Source organism: Intrasporangium sp., from assembly GCF_035688975.1.
In the GTDB taxonomy this organism is placed as follows: domain Bacteria; phylum Actinomycetota; class Actinomycetes; order Actinomycetales; family Dermatophilaceae; genus CALMNV01.
Map to the genome: position 1 here is coordinate 13,174 of NZ_DASSMH010000149.1, position 17,704 is coordinate 30,877.

Annotated in this window: 11 protein-coding genes; 4 read left to right on the top strand and 7 right to left on the bottom strand. The window is 71.9% G+C overall.

The features are described from left to right. Positions 1-15: 15 nt before the first annotated feature. From VFJ94_RS15605 to VFJ94_RS15615, 3 genes are all read left to right on the top strand, one after another. The gene (locus tag VFJ94_RS15605) at positions 16-1,926 is read left to right on the top strand and encodes a glycosyltransferase (protein WP_325005145.1); all 1,911 of its coding nucleotides are present in this window, start codon (positions 16-18) and stop codon (positions 1,924-1,926) included. Positions 1,927-2,083: 157 nt separating this feature from the next. Further along, positions 2,084-4,159, top strand: coding sequence for a SpoIID/LytB domain-containing protein (locus tag VFJ94_RS15610; protein ID WP_325005155.1), 2,076 nt, complete (start codon positions 2,084-2,086; stop codon positions 4,157-4,159). Between the two features lie 135 nt (positions 4,160-4,294). Continuing rightward, a complete protein-coding gene (locus tag VFJ94_RS15615) occupies positions 4,295-6,310 on the top strand; it encodes an FG-GAP-like repeat-containing protein (protein ID WP_325005146.1) in 2,016 nt (671 codons plus the stop codon). 8 nt (positions 6,311-6,318) lie between these two features. Here the strand turns inward: VFJ94_RS15615 and VFJ94_RS15620 are convergent, their stop codons facing one another. The 6 genes from VFJ94_RS15620 to VFJ94_RS15645 all read right to left on the bottom strand — a co-directional run bounded on the left by VFJ94_RS15620 (position 6,319) and on the right by VFJ94_RS15645 (position 15,447). Then, positions 6,319-9,537 carry a D-Ala-D-Ala carboxypeptidase family metallohydrolase gene (locus VFJ94_RS15620; RefSeq protein ID WP_325005147.1) on the bottom strand — a complete coding sequence of 1,073 codons (3,219 nt, stop codon included), beginning with the start codon at positions 9,535-9,537 and terminating at the stop codon, positions 6,319-6,321. A gap of 15 nt (positions 9,538-9,552) precedes the next feature. After that, positions 9,553-10,896, bottom strand: coding sequence for a hypothetical protein (locus VFJ94_RS15625; protein WP_325005148.1), 1,344 nt, complete (start codon positions 10,894-10,896; stop codon positions 9,553-9,555). A gap of 3 nt (positions 10,897-10,899) precedes the next feature. Further along, positions 10,900-11,466: a hypothetical protein gene (locus VFJ94_RS15630; RefSeq protein ID WP_325005149.1), complete on the bottom strand. Its 567-nt coding sequence runs from the start codon at positions 11,464-11,466 to the stop codon at positions 10,900-10,902. Positions 11,467-11,482: 16 nt separating this feature from the next. Next, positions 11,483-12,733, bottom strand: a complete 1,251-nt coding sequence (locus VFJ94_RS15635) for a hypothetical protein (RefSeq protein ID WP_325005150.1) — start codon at positions 12,731-12,733, stop codon at positions 11,483-11,485. After that, on the bottom strand, positions 12,726-15,128 hold the full coding sequence (locus tag VFJ94_RS15640) for a hypothetical protein (RefSeq protein WP_325005151.1): 2,403 nt from the start codon (positions 15,126-15,128) through the stop codon (positions 12,726-12,728). The genes VFJ94_RS15635 and VFJ94_RS15640 overlap by 8 nt, the downstream gene beginning before the upstream one ends. Before the next feature lie 61 nt (positions 15,129-15,189). Then, positions 15,190-15,447 carry a hypothetical protein gene (locus VFJ94_RS15645; RefSeq protein ID WP_325005152.1) on the bottom strand — a complete coding sequence of 86 codons (258 nt, stop codon included), beginning with the start codon at positions 15,445-15,447 and terminating at the stop codon, positions 15,190-15,192. Between the two features lie 172 nt (positions 15,448-15,619). On the opposite strand from VFJ94_RS15645, the gene VFJ94_RS15650 reads away from it, so the two are divergent. Next, positions 15,620-16,414, top strand: coding sequence for an AfsR/SARP family transcriptional regulator (locus tag VFJ94_RS15650; protein ID WP_325005153.1), 795 nt, complete (start codon positions 15,620-15,622; stop codon positions 16,412-16,414). Here VFJ94_RS15650 and VFJ94_RS15655 read toward each other — a convergent pair. Beyond that, positions 16,396-17,704: hypothetical protein (locus tag VFJ94_RS15655; protein WP_325005154.1), on the bottom strand; the 1,309-nt coding region annotated here is incomplete at its 5' end. The genes VFJ94_RS15650 and VFJ94_RS15655 overlap by 19 nt on opposite strands.

Genomic DNA, 17,704 nt, shown 5'->3' on the forward strand with positions numbered 1-17,704 from the left:
GGCGCCGACCCCCTCGTGAGCGCGGAGCCGGCGCCGCTGCGCGACGAGCGTGAGCTCGTCGAGGTCCACCGGTGCCTCCGTCCGGCGCGCACCGCGCCGGACGGCGCCGGGCCCGTCTACGTCGCGGGGGAGAGCCCGGGTGGCCCGGACCGGGCTCGGTTCGAGGTCGCCGCCGGGGGCGTCCTCGACCTCGGGACGTATGCCGCCGGGTTCCCCGCGGCCGGCTGGCACCGGCTCACGGGGTGCACCGTCGCGCGGGTGCGCGCCCGGCTCGGTGGGAGCGGACGGCTGACCCTGCACGCCGTCGACCCGGCCGGTGACCTCTCGGTCCTCGCGTCGTGGGAGGCGACCGGGGAGCAGCGCCTGTGCGAGCACGAGTTCCGGCTCGACGGCGACGCCCAGTGGCTGTGGCTGCGCGCCGAGGCCGGTGCGCGCTCGGTCACCGTGGAGCAGGCGGGCTTCTGGGTCCGGGGTCATCCCCGACCCGTCGTGCTCGGAGCGGCCGTCACGACGATGGACCGCCCCGACAGCTGCCTCGAGCTGCTGCGGACCCTGGGCGAGCTGCCCGACGAGCTCCTCGCCAGGGTGGTCGTCGTCGACCACGGGGCGACGCGGCTGGCCGACCGGCCGGAGGCCCTCGGCGCCACCGGGCTCGGGCACCGCCTCGAGGTGGTCGCGCAGCCGAACGCCGGCGGGTCGGGCGGCTTCTCCCGCGGCATGGCGCAGCTCCTCGACGGGTCGTCGCAGGTGACCCACGTCGCGCTCCTCGACGACGACATCTGCCTCGACCCCGAGTCGCTTCGTCGGGCGGCCGCCCTCGCGGCCCTCGGCTTCGAGGGGCTGATCGGCGCACAGATGCTCTACACGAGCTCGCCGACGCTGCTGCACTCCACGGGCGAGGTCATCGACCCACGCGCGTTCATCTGGCGGACCCCCGCGCATGGGCGGTCCCGCGCCGACCTCGACCGCACCCCGATGGCGGGGGACGCGGCGCTGCGGGTGGCCCACCGGGTGGACTTCTCCGGTTGGTGGATGTGCCTCGTGCCCGCCCCGTTCCTTCGGTCGCACGGCCTCGCCATGCCGTTCTTCATCAAGTGGGACGACGTCGAGCTCGGCCTGCGGGCCCGGGACGCCGGGGTGGCGACCTGCACCTTCCCCGGCGTCGCGGTGTGGCACGTGCCGTGGGTCGACAAGGACACCGCCGTGGACTGGCAGGTCTTCTTCCTCGTGCGCAACCGGCTCGTCACCGCCGCCCTGCACGGCCCGCGGGTGCCCGTGCGGCTGCTGCTCGGCGTCGCGGCTCGCGCGGCCGAGCACCTCGTGACCATGGCCTACGGCGCCGCCGACCTGTCCGCGTGGGCCATCGAGGAGTTCCTCGCAGGCCCCGACGCGCTCCTTGCCGCGCAGCGTGCCGGCATCGCGCCGGTGCGCGAGCGCGTGGCCGGCGTCGCCGAGCGGCTGGCGCGGCGGGCGGCGGCCGGCGCCGAGCCGGCCGGTGCCCAGCCGGTCGGGCGGCCGGTCGGCGCCGAGCCGGTCGGGCAGCCGGTCGGGCCGGTGGGTGGTGCCACCGTCGTGCCCCCCGCCGAGGCCGGGCGTCGGGGGGCCGCCGCGCTGCCGGCAGCCCTCCTGCGCGCCTTCGTCTGGGCGCCACGCCGGGCAACGCCTGTCGCCGTCCCGCTCTCCCGGGCGGACGTGCCCACCCTGGGCGTGCTCGACGCGGCATACGTCTCCTCGGCCTCCGGCGCCACGACGTCGGAGCGCCGCCGGGACCGGGCACTCGCCCGCCGGGAGCTCGCGCGGATCCTCGTGGCCACGGCTCGGGCCGCGGCGCGGTGGCCGGCGCTGCGCCGCGCCTACCGCGGCGAGCAGGGCCGCCTCACCTCGCCAGGCACGTGGGAGGAGACGTTCACCGCCGCCCGGGGCTGACCCCGGCGGTCCCGTCCCCACCGGGACCCAGGTCGCGACGGGTCGGGCGCCGCCAAATCCCACCAAGTGTTGCAATTCGGTATACTTTCGGCGTCAGCCGACCGACGTCCCGGGTCACGTTGCCCAGGCCACCTTCTCCCTCCAAGGCGTGATCTCGATGTTCTCCTCCCGGCCGGCCGCCCCGCGGCACGCCTCGACGAATGCCCGGCGTCTCGTCGGCGCCCTCGCGGCGCTGCTCGCCGCAACGACCGGTCTCGGCACCGCCCTGCCCGCCTCGGCGGCCGAGATCTACCCGAGGCCGGCCGTGCCGACGCTGACCATCGACGGCCGCGGCTGGGGCCACGGCATCGGGATGTCGCAGTACGGCGCCCTCGGCGGTGCCCGGGCGGGCGCCTCGTGGCGCCAGATCCTGGGCTTCTACTACCCGGGCACGGCATACGGCGACATCGGCAACCCGACGGTCCGGGTCCGGGTCCACGGCATCTCGGACGCCGTCTACGCCGCGACGCTGCCGAGCGGCGACGTGCAGGCCAGCTGGCCGGGGCGCGGGAGCGGCATCCGGCTCTCCTCCTGCGCCGGCAGCGCAGGTGCCCCGTGGCGGTATGTGGCCGCCGGGCGCACGGCCGGCACGCCCACGACGCTGCTGCTGCAGTGCCGCCCGAGCCCGGGCTCGGCGTGGATGACCTACACGACGGTCCCCGGCCAGCTCGCGTGGTTCGAGAACCCCACGGGCGGGACGGTCACGACCTACGAGGGCACCGCGACCACCATGGGCACCCCCGTCGTCTACCGCGGCCAGGTCCGGGCGGGGCTCATCGGCCCGGCCGGCGCGGAGACGCTGACGCCGATCGTGGCGACCCCCATGGAGAGCTACCTGCGCAGCGTCGTCCCGAGCGAGATGCCGGCCTCGTGGCCGCCGGACGCGCTCGCCGCGCAGGCCGTGGCGGCCCGGTCGTATGCCGAGAACCAGCGGCGCTACGCCCCCGCGTCACCGCAGTGGTACGACGTCTCCGACGGCACGAGCAGCCAGGTCTTCAACGGCACCCGACGCGGCTCGACGAGCTACGAGTATGCCGCGAGCGACGCCGCGGTCGCCGCGACCGGACGCCAGGCGCTGCTCTCCGGCGGCGGCGTCGCCCTGACGATGTTCAGCTCCTCCAACGGCGGGTGGACCGCCGACGGCGGCAAGCCCTACCTCGTCGCGAAGGCCGACCCATGGGACGCCACGCCCGGCAACGGGTCGCACGCCTGGCGCACCACGGTCTCCGTGGCGGCGATCGAGTCCGCCTTCCCGGCCATCGGCCGCTTCCGGTCCCTGCGGATCACGAGCCGGGCCGGGGCGGGGGAGTGGCGCGGCCGGGTCGGCACCGTCGTCCTCACCGGCAGCGACGGGTCGGTGACGGTGTCCGGCGCTCGCGTGCGACAGGTCCTCGGCCTGCGCTCGGACTGGTTCAAGCCCCTCGGCGTCGGCGTCCCGCGGGACGTCACCGCGGACGGCAACACCGACCTCGTGGCGGTCGCCCAGGGCTCCGGCGCGCTCTACGTCTACCCGACGGATGGCACCGGCGGCTGGCGGCCCCGCGTCGGCGCCGCGAGCGGCGGCTGGACGCAGTATCCCAAGGCCTTCACGGCGGGCACCTGGGACGCGGACGCGGTGAGCGACCTCATGTACCAGACCGGCAACGGGGACCTCTACCTCGCCCCGGGGACCGGTGACGGCACCTTCGGCGCCGCCCGGCGCGTCGGGACGGGCTGGCAGGTGCACAACCTCGTGTTCCCGGCGGGCGACGTCGACGGCGACGGCCGCACCGACCTGCTGGCGCGACGGGCGTCGGACGGCCGGCTCGTGCTCTACCCGGGCACCGGAGACGGCGGCTTCGCCCCGAGCCGTGAGGTGGGCTGGGGCTGGAACGGCCTGACCGCCGTCTTCAGCCCCGGCGACTTCGACGGGGACGGCATACCCGACGTGCTGGCTCGCCGCGCCGACGGCGGCCTCTGGCTCTACCCCGGCAACGGCACGGGCGGCTTCCGCGCGGCGCGCCAGGTCGGGTCGGGATGGGCCCAGTTCGCCTCGGTGACCGGCGCCGGCGACGTCGACGGCGACGGCAGCGCGGACGTCCTCGCCAGCGCGTCGGACGGCACGCTGTGGCTCTACCGCGGCGACGGCGCCGGTGGCTGGCTCGGCCAGCGGCGGGCCGGCAGCGGGTGGAGCACGTTCTCCGTGCTGTCCTGAGCGCTCCGCCCAGGGCTGGCCCGAGCCGGCGGCGGGCACCGTCGTCGTCTTCCCGGCGGCCGCTCGCGCCCCTGCTGCCTTGACGCATATGTACCATTGGCGCCGTATGCCGTCGAGCCCACCAGGATGTCTGCCATGACCAGTGCCCCATCCGCCTTGAGGTCGTCTTCGACGCGCCGCCCGTGGTGGCGGCGCAGAGCCGCCCGGCTGCTCCTCGGCGTCAACGCGCTGGGCCTCGCCATGGCCGTCTCGCCGTCCGTGCTGCCGCAGCTCGGGGCCGGCTCGCGCCCCGCGCCGAAGCCCATCGCCCCGACGGTCAAGCACGTGGACCTCGCCGGCCTCGTGGCCGACCCGGCCCCCGCGACGGTCGGCGAGGACGCCGCACTGGCCGCGCGGGCCCAGCAGCTGACTCCCGGGACGAGCCCCGAGATCGGCTCGGTGGACCGCGTGCTCACCTTCGACACCACGGCCAAGCTCGTCGGCGTCTCGTGGCCCCAGGCGGCCGCCCCGACTTCGACCACGACGGTCGCGTGGCGCAGCCTGCGTCCCTCCGGCAGCTGGAGCGACTGGACGCCGGTGACGGTGAACCTCGGCCTCGTCGACACGTCGGCCGGCCGGTCGGGTCGGGCGGCACGCGTGTCCACCGACCCGATGTGGGTGGGGGACACCACGCGGGTGCAGCTGCGCTTCGCGGCACGAAGCGCCCTGCGCACCGCCCGTCTCGAGGAGATCGACCCGGGGGCGTCCCCGGCCGACCAGCCCGAGGCCGCCCCGGCGGGCTCCGCCGCCGCGCTCCCGGCCCGGCCCCGCATCTACAGCCGTGCCGAGTGGGGCGCCGACGAGTCCCTCCGGGGCGGGTGCGTGCCCACGGTGAACTCGTCCGTGGACGGGGTTGTCGTCCACCACGACGCGGGGAGCAACGACTACACGCCGAGCGGCTCGTTCGCCATCCTGCGCTCGATCCTCGCCTACCACACCCAGGTCAACGGGTGGTGCGACATCGGCTACAACATGGTCGTCGACAAGTACGGCCAGGCGTTCGAGGGCCGCTACGGGGGGCTGACCAACCCCGTCCAGGGGGCGCACGCCCTGGGGTTCAACCAGAACACGTTCGGCATCTCGATGCTCGGCAACTACATGACGGCCCGTCCGAGCGCCGCCGGCCTCAGCATCCTCGAGCGGGCGATCGCGTGGCGGCTGCGGTTCTCCGCCCTCGCGACGAGCACCGTCACGTGGTACGGCGGCGCGCCGTCGACGAGGTACCCCACCGTCGGGTCGTACGCGCTGCCGATGATCATCGGACACCGCGACGTCAACTACACGGACTGCCCGGGCACCTACCTCTACGCCCAGCTCCCCGCGATCCGCTCCGCCGTGGCCGCCCTGCAGACGGCCCCGTTGCCGGGCGTGTTCCACACCGACGTGGCGGCCGTCGAGCGCGGCTCGGGTGCGCTCTACGTCTACGGCACGACCGGGACCGGCGGCTGGACGCCGCGCAGGCTCGTCTCGTCGAGTGGCTGGGACCGCTATGCGAAGGCCTTCACCGCGGGACCCTGGAGCAGCCTCGGCCCCAACGACCTGATGTTCCAGTCGGTGGACGGTGACCTCTACCTGCGCCCCAGCACCCTGAGTGGCGGCTTCGGGACGGCACGCCGGATCGGCACCGCGTGGCAGATGCACAACCGCGTCGTGCCGATCCGCGACTTCGACCGGGACGGACGCCCGGACCTGCTCGCGCGGCGGGCCTCCGACGGTGGCCTCTTCCTCTACTCCGGTGACGGCAACGGCGGCTTCCGGGCCGTGCGGCAGGTCGGCTACGGCTGGAACGGTATGACGTCCCTGTTCAGCCCGGGCGACTTCACCGGCGACGGGGCGCCGGACGTCCTCGCCCGGAAGCAGGACGGCACGCTGTGGCTTTACCCCGGCAACGGCTGGGGAGGCTTCGCGCCGGCCCGGCGGGTGGGCACCGACTGGAACGCGTTCCGCTGGGTGACGAGCGCCGGGGACTTCGACGGCGACGGCCGCTCCGACGTGCTGGCGGGCGCGTTCGACGGCACGCTCTACCTCTACCCCGGCGACGGGCGCGGAGGCTGGCAGGGTCGCCACGTCGTCGGCAGCGGCTGGACGGCCTTCTCCCCGATCCTGCCGTAGCCGGGGCGCTACAGGGCCGCCGCTGCCTCGGCAACCTCCAGTCCCGCTTCCGTGTCAGCGCCGCTCTCCCGGGACAGCGGGCCCATCAGGACCGCCGTCCCCTGCGTGGCGACGATGGCCCGTGCCGTGAGGGTCCGGGCGACGTCCACCTCCAGTGGGTCTGGCTTGACCACGGCCTTCGCATGGAAGCGGAACAGCGGATTGTCGAAGCGGATCTGCACGTTGCCCAGACCGGGTGCGGGGACCATCAGGTCGACGGCGCCGGCGAAGGACCGCACGCCGATGGACGGCGGGGGGATCCGGACGGGGTCCGGAGTGGGGAAGACGGCCACGCCGAAGGGCGTACAGGCTCCGGTCCCCGGTTTGCCCCCGCCGGGGATGATGCGCGCCAGCAGCTTGCCGACCATGTCCATGAGCGGTTTGGGGATGCGGTTGCGGACCTTGGCGGGGATGACCTTGTCCACGGGGACCTGGACCATGACGCCAACGCCGGTATAGGCGTAGGACTGGGTCTCGCGGGTGCGGGTGTCACGGATCCGATAGGTGGCTTTGGTCCGCGCAACGCCGAGCATGTTGAACGTCCCCGGGATGGGGATCGTCTGCACCTGGTTCTCCAGGGATGTGAAGCAGATCTCGAAGCGGTCCGACGAGGGACGGATCGGCGGCGGCTTCAGCCCCGGCGGGTGCACCGTCACCTGAACGAGCCTCCGGCGTGGGTCCTCGACGTTGGGAACCGCCTCCTGGTAGCCCAGCCCGCGCTGGTCGCCCATGGTCACCCGTCCCGGGGGGATGCCCGCCTGCCCCAGCATGCACTCGAGGCAGCGCGCCACGGTGGTCATGCGCCAGAACGACAGGCTCAGGTTGTGGTCGTAGTTGCCGGTGCGCGAGGCGAAGCCGTCGACGCTGATCTTCCAGCCTCCCTCGGAGAACCGGCCGGACCGGACATCGGCCGCGATCTTGGCCACGAGCAGCCGAAGCGCCTCGAGGTGCCGGCGACGCAGGGAGTAGTCGTTGACCTTGTAGTCCCAGAGGTGCAGGCCGTAGACCCGCGGATCGGGCGTGGTGCGCGGTTCCGCGACCCCGTCCGGCGTCGAGGCGGTTCCGGTGCGGAACTTCGGTTCGTCGCCGCGCAGAGCGCCGCAGACGGTGGTCTGTCCGGTAGGCGCCTCGAACAGGGACACGGCATCGGCAACCGCCTCTGCCTCCACCTCTTCGGCGGCACCCGCCTCCTCGGGAGTCTCGGCGCGATCAAGATAGTCAGCCTCGTCGAGGTAGCCGGCCTCGTCGAGGTAGCCGGCCTCGGCGAGATCCCCAACCTCCTTGGACCAGTTGGTGGGGGACCATTCGTCCATCGAGGCTTCGGGGGTCACGGTGGCCGCCCTCGGCCGGGCGACGCCGGGCAGATCGGCGGAGGCGTCCGCGAGCAGCCGCCACCCGAAGCGCCGCGGCAAGTCGCCATGACTGACGCGCGTCGCCTCCACCCGGAAACTGGGCGATGCGGCGGGGTGGATGGCGCGAGCGACCATCTCGCTGTTGCGTGCCGTCTTCTCACCCGGACGGTAGAGGACGCGCAGGGCCCCGGTTCCTGAAGCCATGCGCCGCTGCGCCCACGCGATGAGCCGTGCGGGGTCGCCGTACAACGCGTCAAAGGTGTGGATCTCGTGCGGGTTGTTGTGGTCCAGCAGAGCCATGAGGGCAGCCCCGCCGCCGGAGTGCGCCGTGACGATGAGTCGGTCGACGGAGACATTCGCCCCTGTGCTGGCGGCGAACTGCCTGAGCGCCGCCTCCACCAGCCTCCCCAGGCCACCGGCCCGGGTGAGCGCGGGGAAGGTGTATCGCTGCTCGTTTCGACCCGCGGTGGTCTGGGGGTCATGGTGGCCGCGGGGCAGGACGAGCAGGGTCGGCCGGGTCCGACCGCGGCCTCCCGAGCCGTCCGGATCCGAGAAGTCGAGCCCGCTGACGGGCTCCTTCTCCGTCTCGATGTTGAGCGCATGACCGCTCGGGGTGTGGCCGTGGAGGTGCACGACGACGTCGACCGCCGAAGGCTGCACCATGCGGTTCCACTTGAGGACGAGATCGGGGTGTGAGCCGGAGTGCGCCTGGAGCAGCGGAAGCTGCTCCACCACCACTCTCCCCGGTGCGATGTCGGCACGAGGCCTCGGGGACGGGGTGGGGGTCGGCGTGGTGCCGGGCGGTCGCGGCGAGGAGCGACGCCGCCGGTGGCTCTCGATCTCCTCGAGGGCTCGCCGGTTCCGGTCCCCGCTGAAGTAGGTCCACTTGGCCCACGAGCCGCGAACGTCGATGTGTGCGAAGGTGCCGCCGATGCCGACGCCGATGCGGTCCCCGCAGGCGTCGAGGGCGAGCTTGGCGATCTGCATACCGGACAGACCCGCGATGGTGATGTCCGCCGCCTGTCCGCTGCAGTGCCGGCTCCTCGTCGGGGTCTTTCCGGCACGACGGTAGACCTCGACGTTGCGCCGCCAGGACCGGTACCCGGAGGTGACCGTCACGGGCCTACCTGCCCGGTCGCGGACCGCCTGCAGGGCCCGGACCAGCTCGGCCGAGATGCGGGCCCGAGAATCGGTCCGCCCGCCGCTGGATGCGAGCTCGCCCACCGTGAAGTTCCGGGAGAGCTTCTTCCTCGCGACGTCCGGGCCCGTGTCGTAGAGCGGGACTCCCGCATTGTTGGGATCCCAGTGCTCCTCGCCCTTGCCCTCGGCTCCCGGATGAGCGACGAGCACGAGCCCGGACTCGAAGGCTTCCGTTTCCAGTCGTCCCGGCCCAGGCTCGGCGGCCAGCATCGGGCCTGACTCGGTCTCCTCCACCGCTCCTGCCTCGAAGTCGGCTTCCTCGGTGATCTCGGCCCAGGGGTTCTCGTCGTTGCTCTCGGTCCAGGCGGTCTCGTCTGGGGCTTCGCCCCAGGGGTTCTCGTCGCTGGTTTCGGTCCACGTGGCCTCGTCAGTGGTTTCGCCCCAGGCGGTCTCGTCGGTGGTCTCGGTCCAGGCGGTCTCGTCGGGCGCTTCGCCCCAGGGGTTCTCGTCGCTGGTTTCAGTCCATGTGACCCCGTCGGCGGTTTCGCCCCAGGCGGTCTCGTCGGCGGCCGCCCCGGACTCGCCGTCTGCGGAATGGGTGGCGAAGACGCTTGGAGTTGGCCAGGCCTCGGTGCCGATCTCCGGCCCGGCTTCCCCCGGAGGGGCAAAGATCGAGGAGGTGCGGAGGGTTTCCATGGTGCTACCTGCTTGTCATGGTCGGGCGCTGACGGTGGAGCCGTGACCGTTGCTCGTTGGGGACACGACCGGAACGAGCCCACCGGGCAACCGGGTGGGTTGGGCCGACCTGGTGTCGACCTGGGGTCGCCGAGTGCTCACGGCCAGGTCCTTGACCCGCTCGCCGGTGCCTGACTGCCAGAGATCGATGATGCGGTTCATGGTCTCCGAGATCTTCGGGTTGGCGACCCCGTCCCTCTTGTAGAGCAGGGTGGCGTTCGGCGTGGCGTTGAACATGCCAAGCTCGATGAGCCACATCAGGGTCGAGACGAGGTCTGCGAGCTCGAAAAGCTCACGGGCCTGACGGGACGGCACGACACCGACGAGCCTGCCGATGGAGGCCAACCGGTCCGCCGGGTTGCCCAGGACGCCGGCGTTGGCGTTGAGGTCCGCCACGATCGAGGTGTCGGACTCGACCGTCAGGTGGAACCAGCTGAGCATCGTGACGTAGGCGAACTCCTCCTGCGAGATCATCCCGCCACGCCGCCGCAGCTGCAGCATCTCGCCCAGGGTCTGGCAGAGATAGCCGATGTAGGTCGCGTCCGTGGCGTTCGTGCCGGACGAGTTCTTGTCGTTCTCGATGCCGAGCCAGACCTGCCGCAGCAGCTCGTTCCACAGCTCGAGGAACCGCGTGTTGCCGGCAGTGCCGATGTTGCGCTTCCACGGCTGATCGTCGACTCCCCTCGCCGGCGGGTGGGGCAGGTCCAGGCCGAACATGCGCCAGTAGACGTTGCGCCGGTTGATGCGGGCGTCGGGGCGAAGCTGGCTCGTCATGAGGCCGCTCATGCCGAACAGGGGAGGGTCGCGGAAGAACAGCTGCTCCGTGTTTCGCGCCCACACCAGCGTCTCGACGCTGGGCGTGGGCAGGGACTCGCCGACGGCGAACCGGCGCACCACCTCGCCGAGGATCTCGAAGACGCCGGTGGCCTCGATGAGATAGGCGTAGAGCAGGTGCTCCCAGACCGGGGGCGGAGTCATCGTGCCGAACGGTGACGCCGGGTTGAACGGCTGGGCGGCCGCCTTGGGCTTCGGATCGATTCCGGAACGCATGGTGTTCAACAGCAGTTGCGGCAGCGAGGTCGCCGTGATGGCGGCCGGGTCACCGAGCGGGACCCGGGTGCCGCCGGGAGGCGCGCCCCCAGGAGACAGGATGGTCTGCCACGCGGGGTTCGCTATGCCGCCCTGCGACCACATCTCCTCCAGCCACCGGCTCAGCTGCAGAGGATGCACGGAGAGGACCGCGTTGGCCTTCTCCGAGGGAAGCCACGGGGCTGCCGGTGTGGGCGGGTTCGGAATGAGTCCGACGAGTGTCCGGAACATGGTCTAGGCCTTCGAGTTGGATGGTTTGCCGGTGCGGTTTCCCGAGGCGTGCTCCGGCGGGGCTCCCGCCGGCAGCGGCTCTCCGGTGACGGTCATGCCGTGGCCGGTCTGGCTCGCTCGGTCGTCGTGGAAGGTGGGAATGCCGATGGCAAGTGGCTCGCCGCGCACGTCGGAGAGCACGACGGCATCCACGGCCTGATCGGGGATGGGAAGCTCCCAGCTCTCGGGGTCCACCGCCTCGACGTCGTAGGCGACCTCACGATCCGCATAGCGAAGGAGGATGCGCGCGGTCGTCCGCGGCAGCACGTCGACGAAGGTCATGGTGTATGCGGTGTACGGTCCACCGCTCGGCCGGATCTCGGGCGACGGGATGAGCGCCCGGTCCGGCGACTCGCCATGCCGGCCGTAGTTGCCCAGCCCGTTGCGCAGCGCCCGAAACTGCAGGATGAGGTGCTGCTGTTCCGGTTGGAGGTCCTGCTGCTGGCGGCCGAAGCCCATGGCGCCGACCAGCCTGGCAAGGTTGCGCACGAAGTCGTCCGCGGTTTCCGGTGTGGATCTCTGGTCCGTCATGATGTCTCTCTCCTGCTCACGCGGCGGCCGAGCGCTCGCCGCCAAGACGGCTCAGCCACGTTCTCATTTCGGTGGACGGCGTTCGGTGGTCCAGCCCGCGCAACACCGTCAGGGACAGGATCCGCATCGGCTCGAGGCGCTGCAGGTGGCTCGAGGTGTAGAGGGATGGGCCGGCACGTTCCGCCAGGCGCCTGAGCTCGGCGGGTGCCACCCTGCGCGGATCCGCAAGGGTCGACAGCGGCACGCCGTGGAAGGCGTGCATCGGGGTCCGGGTGCACACGTCGACGATGAGCGGGAGCAGGGCAAGGCTTCCGGTCAGGATGCCTGCGACGTCCTGCGGCGCCCGCGAGACCGGGTGCCTGGTGAGCCACCGGGCGGCAAGGTCGTCCCACGGCCCGGGACCGAACCAGGATCGGCACAGCGCCGCGTTGAGCTGGATGCGCAGGGCCGAGACCGGATGAGGGTCGCCGGGCAGCATCCGGAACACCTGCGAGGTCGGGCCGTCGACGACGGTGGCCAGCGCCGGCACCGGGGCGTAGCCGAGCAGGGCGAAGGCGTAGACGTCCCCCGCGACCTCGCTGGCCCAGCTGCGCCACACCTCCGCGAGCACCCGGCTGTGCGGAGCCAAGGTGGCGAAGAGCGCGTCCGCGAGCTCCGTCGTCCAGCCCGTCAGGTGCGCCACCTGGTGGCCCGTCTCATGCACGAGCGAGGTGGGCTGCCACAGGTTGTGCCGGGTGATCTTGATGGCCGCCGCGGGGGACAGGGACGCGTCCCACAGACGTGCGCCCGCCCGCAGGATCGACGCCCCCAGGCCCTTGTCGAGGTAGCAGAGCACGGGTGGGGTGTCGATGTTGAGCGGCCGGAGCGCGACGTCCATGCTGTGGACGGCCAGGGTGTCGAGTCCGCGAAGGATCGACGCGGTAAGGGGGTTCGTCCGGGTGTTCACCGCGTCGCCGTAGAAGTCGATCACCGCCTCCGCCCTCGTGTACCGCCGACGCAGCATGAGCAGCTCCGCGCCCACCGCCGCCACTTCGGCAGGAGTCTCCGCAGCCCGCAGGGAGAACAGGGCCCGGTCGGCATGCGCGATCAACCGGCCGGTCACCGCTGTGAGGCTCGATCGAAGGCTCAGGTCCAGGTAGGCCTCCAGCTCCTTCCACGCCGCGGCCGAGGCCGAGACCTCCAGGTCGGCGAGGTCCGTGCACGCGCGCCGCCAATGCCGGATCTCGATGTCCAGGGCGGTCTTCTCGACGGTGAGCGAGTCAGGCATGGTGCCACCCCGGCTGCGCGGATACCTGGGGCGGCGGTGGGACACGGGTCGGGTCGCCGGTGAGCCCGAGGAAGGTCACCGTGATGGTGACGCCGGCCGCCGGGTCCGCCACGGCCGCCGCCAGCGAGGCGCCGCGCTGGATGAGGTAGCGGGAGATCCCGCTGCTCGTGGCGGAGGCGACTGCGGCGCCGATGCGCCGCGCCGCGGCCGGGTCGGTGACGGCCGAGGACCGGAGCAGCCGACGGGACACCTTGTCCGCGAGGCGGTCGAGGTAGATGGCCTGCAGTTCGGTGAGCACCGCCGGCAGGTCTCGTTGGCCGGCGGGGGCAGTGCGCTGCATGGAGGAGACCAAGGCGCGGGCGCGCCGCTCGGACAGCCTCAGTCCGATGCGCAGCCGGCGGGCGGTCGGGTCCCAGGACGTGACGAGAAGCCGGCGCGGCCGGCGACTGCGACGGTCCGGCAGCTGGCCGACGCGGATCCGGAAGTAGCGCTGTCCCGGGACGGGCCGTTGGGCTGCCGGGAATCTCCGGAGCGCCGTGGCCGATCGCCCCAGGGCAGGCTCGCGAAGGAGCACACCCGCCGCCTGCGGCGTCAGGGGCTGGAACTCGTTGTCCACGGGACGTTCCCCGGCCGGCAGGGCGTCGTCCCTCGTGAAGTGCCCGGGGAGAGTGCCCGGCAGGGCCTCATAGAGGTCGATCTCCGACTGCACCGGCCACCGCTGCACCCCACGGTCGAGCAGGTAGGTCTCCAGGGTTCCGCCGTCGGACCACCGAACCGCCCGGGCCTGCTGGCGGGTGATGGGGACCGCGAAGACCTGGGTGTACTTGCGGAAGCGGTACCGCGGGCGGGCCCTGCGCGGCATCAGGATCCAGAATCCGCCAGGGACGGCCGACTCCCGCTCCGGGAGGTCTTCGCGCAGGACCGTGTCCGGCAGGTATGCCGCCGCGGCCCGGGCGAATGCTCGCTGGACTGCGGCACTGACCTGTAGGGGATCCTCGAGCGCCTCGTCCGACAGCTCGTCGAGGACCTCCATGACCGTCGACTCCACGGCGGAGGCGAGGGCCTCCCCCGGGACCGTCCGGTCGTCGGGAGTCGCCTCCAGGCCGAGGGCGGTGAAGCCGACGTCGACTCCCGCCCGCGCGATGAGCCGTGCCGCGTCGGGACCGACCATGCCCTTGATGAGGTTGGCGAGTGGAGTGGCAATGAGGTTGATCAGCTTTCCGCGGGCGCCGGTGAGCTTCAGCCCGAGCTTCAGCAGCGGGCGGATGGCGAGCACCACCGGGATGAACTGTTCGATCTCCGCTGTCGGGGGCTCAGGGCGCGAGTGCTCGGTCAGGGCCGTGGACAGTCGGGCACGAGCATCGTCAAGGCTCTCGGCCACATCCAGCTCGGACTCGTGGCCGGCCGCTTCGTCGAACTCGTCGTACTCGCCGGAGAACTGGTCCTCGTCGAGCTGCTCTCCTCCCTCGGGTGCGTAAAGCAGGGCCGCGAGTTCGGTGTCAAAGGCCTCAGCGAGCGCGCTGGCCGTGGACTCGTCCGCCTGGGCCTCGTCGCTCTCGCCCGCTTCCAGACCGAGCTTGCTCATGAGAATGCCCACAGCGGGCCGCACGGAGGCGGGCAGGAGCCGGGTGAGCGGACCGGCGAGCTTCGACACGACGCCCTTGAGCAGCGCCAGTCCGACGCCCTTGAGCTTGTTCAGGATCGGGCCGATAAGGTGCTTGCCGATGGTCTGGAAGCCGCTCTTGAGGGTCTGCAGTCCGCTCTTGGCCACGTCGATGATGCCCTTGACCGGATTCTTGACGAAGCTGCCGACCTGGCGAATCTTCTCCTTGATGAAGGACTTTGCCTTGCGGATGAGCTTGCCGAGGAAGTTGTCGAAGACCTCGGTGCCCAGCGAGGGGGCTGGCTCCAGCGAATCGAGGAGTTCATCGAGCTCCTGCTCGCCCAGAGGGGCCAGGTCGATGTTCTCCAGGCCCGCCGCGATGCCGTCCACGGAGTGTTCCCACTCGGTCATCAGGGGAGCGATCCATTCCTCCAGCGCTTCTCGGGTGCCTGGATCCCCGGCTCCCAGCTGCCATTCCTGAGCGTCGGCAAGGACGCGTGCGGCTCCCTCGTTGAGCAGTTGCTCCAGAGCGTCCTCGAAGTCTTCGTCGTGGAGCGCCTCGAGGAAGTCCCGGGCCGCCGTCGTCTCCCTGTCCGGGTCCGCTTCGCTGTCGCTTTCCGTGCCGAATGGCGACTGGCTGGCGTACAGCGCCTCGAACGGGGCGTCCGGCCGTTCCTCTACCTGCGGGGCCTCGCCTGGCTCCCCCTCGCTCAGCTGCGACAGGCCCGCAAACGGGGACGTATAGCTTGCGGCTTCGGCTTCCCTGGGAGCCGCGTAGGAATCGACGCTCACTTGTCACACCTCCGTAGGTTTCCCCTTGAGCCCATCCTCGGGGAGGCCGTCTGCTCCGCCGTCAATCCTGCGTAGCCTCTGGCGTTCGCGACCGGGGCACTGCCGTGAGCGGCGGCTCCCCCGGCTCGGTGGGGGGCGCCGAGCCGTCGTCGAGCTCGTGCAGGAGCACGGCGATCAGCTGCACGGCCCCGGCCACGTCGGCCACGACCCACTGCCGGGCCGGGGCCGAGGGGCCGCTGCCGGTCAGGATGCGGATGATCAGCCTGCCGCTGTCGCGCCTCGCGCGGACGACTATGACGCGGTAGCTGTCCTGACTCACCGTGGGAGCGTCGCCCCCGCCTGTGGCTCAGGCCGTCAACGCTGTGTGTCGTTGACGGGATGTTGACGCCGGAACCACGCCGGGAGTCTCATAGTTCCGACGTGGGGGGTTTGTCCAGAGCATTCTGGGGAGTCGTCCAAGCGACGCACGCACGCCGGGGGAGAGACGCCTGATGTCCGTTTCGCACGCTGCTGCCGTCCCTCGGACCACGGCCGGACCGGCCAAGCTCTCGCTGCTGGGAGGGTTCTCCCTGCAGATCGAGGGCGAGCCGGTGGCGCTTCCGCTCCACGCGCGCCGGGTGATGGCGTATCTGTCCCTGGACAAGCTACGCGCCCACGACTGTGACCGGCGCGTGCTGGCCGAGCGCCTCTGGGCCGATGCGAGCTCGGACCGCTGCCGCGGGAGCCTGCGGACGGCGCTGTGGCGCATTCGCAGTGCGGACTCTCGGTTGGTGCGGGTGAGCATCGACCGGGTGTGGCTGGCCGACGAGGTCGAGGTGGACGTGCACCGGCTGCGCCGGCAGGCTCAGCGCACCCTGGCCGAGGACTCCGGGGAGCTGGAGCTTCCGCAGCTGCTCGTCCGTGCGGAGGAGCTGCTTCCCGGTTGGGATGAGGACTGGCTGCTGCTGGCCCGTGAGCAGCTGCGGCAGATGCGGCTGCACGCCGCCGAGGTGACCGCTCGGCGGCTGCGCGAGCGAGGGCGCTATACCGAGGCCATCGACGTCATGCTCGCGGTCGTCGCGGAGGAACCGTTGCGGGAGTCGGCGCAGGGGGCGCTCATCGATGCGCATCTGGCCGAGGGGAACGTCTTCGAGGCGCGTCGGCAGCTGGTTGCCTTCACCCGCCAGCTGTGGGCCGAGCTGGGACTGCGGCCCTCCTCGGAGTTGTTCCGCAAGGTCGGCGTGCCCTGCCCGCCTCTGGAGCAACCGGTCGAGCGCCGCAGGGCCGGCTACCTGCCCACGACGTGACTCTGCGCGAGCTGCGGCTGTTCCCACACGTGTGTGCCAGGAGTGGGGTGCCCGTCGCGGTAATGCAGCGCTGCGAGGATCCGCAGCCCCATGCCGGGGTCAGGCGCGAGGGCCCGAGGCCAGCGGGCGCATATGACCCGGTCCTCGCCGGGCGCAAGGTCAAAGTCGCAGGCCACCGTGGTGGGTGTCCCGAAACCGCTGGGATAGGAGGGCTCCTCGCCGGCAGCCTCCGTCAGGGAGAAGACCACGGCGAAATGCCGGCAGTGGCCCGCGGCGGCATCGTTTCGCACCCTGGCATGGAACCAGTTGTCCGCTCCCGTGAGTGGCGCCTGAGGGGCCTGCCCGCCGTCGTCGGCGTGGCGCACCCACACCGCCGCGTGGCCGGGTGTGGCAGCTAGGGAAAGTCGGGGACTCGGCGTCGGGTCGGCAAAGCCGTAGACGAACCGGTGGAACGCATCCACCAGGTCAGGGCGCCCAGTGGCTGCGATGAGCTCGGCCTCGAGCTGTGCCGTCGACAGGGGCCGCCCGGCATACCTCGCGTAGACGGCGCGCATGGCGTGACGTAGCCCGGCTGGTCCGAGCGCGGCGGCCAGCCCCCGGAAGAAGCGGCTGCCGTCGGTGTAGGCGTTGCGGACCGTGCGGCGGGCGAAGGGCGCCCGCGGACAGAGCTGCGCAGGCGGCTCACGGAAGTCGAACGGCTGCACGGCGTCCGTCCCGTGGTCGTGGAACTGCGTGAAGCCCTCGTCCCACCAGCCGTCCGACTGGGAGGCCGGAGTGACTCCGCGGGCGAACCAGGAGTGGAACACCTCGTGGGGCAGGGCCCGCCAGGACGTCGTGGCACCCTGGTTGTACTCCATGCCGCCGTCAGCCCCGGGAAAGAGACAGACGAAGCGGTCGCCGTGGAAGGCGCCATAGTCGCGTTCGTTATGCCGCAGCAGCGTGCTGATGCGATCGAGGGCGAGACCCAGGTCCTCGGGGCCGCCGTTCGCCTTCCATGCCTCGATCTTCACCGCGGTGCCTGAGCCGGGAAGCATCACCGTGTGGGAGGCTCGGCTCACGGTGTCCGCCGCGCGGATCTCCAGCAGGGGTGAAAGGGCCGTGAAGCTTCGCGGGAAGGTCACGGTCCACCGGCGCTCGCCCCTCGTCGCCACGTCTCCGTTGCTGATGACCGAGTGGCGCACGCGGGTACCCGTGATCGCGATGTCCAAGGTGAGGGGAAACGGGTCGAACGGCAGGTTGGCCGGAAACCATGCCTCGAGATAGCGGCCCGCGAACAGGTCCGACAGACCG

What these genes read in the sequence shown, in the direction of transcription:
- VFJ94_RS15610 (WP_325005155.1), top strand. Translation starts at nt 2,084, where the DNA reads ATGTTCTCCTCCCGGCCGGCCGCCCCGCGGCACGCCTCGACGAATGCC.
- VFJ94_RS15615 (WP_325005146.1), top strand. Translation starts at nt 4,295, where the DNA reads ATGACCAGTGCCCCATCCGCCTTGAGGTCGTCTTCGACGCGCCGCCCG.
- VFJ94_RS15620 (WP_325005147.1), bottom strand. Translation starts at nt 9,537, where the DNA reads ATGGAAACCCTCCGCACCTCCTCGATCTTTGCCCCTCCGGGGGAAGCC.
- VFJ94_RS15625 (WP_325005148.1), bottom strand. Translation starts at nt 10,896, where the DNA reads ATGTTCCGGACACTCGTCGGACTCATTCCGAACCCGCCCACACCGGCA.
- VFJ94_RS15630 (WP_325005149.1), bottom strand. Translation starts at nt 11,466, where the DNA reads ATGACGGACCAGAGATCCACACCGGAAACCGCGGACGACTTCGTGCGC.
- VFJ94_RS15635 (WP_325005150.1), bottom strand. Translation starts at nt 12,733, where the DNA reads ATGCCTGACTCGCTCACCGTCGAGAAGACCGCCCTGGACATCGAGATC.
- VFJ94_RS15650 (WP_325005153.1), top strand. Translation starts at nt 15,620, where the DNA reads ATGTCCGTTTCGCACGCTGCTGCCGTCCCTCGGACCACGGCCGGACCG.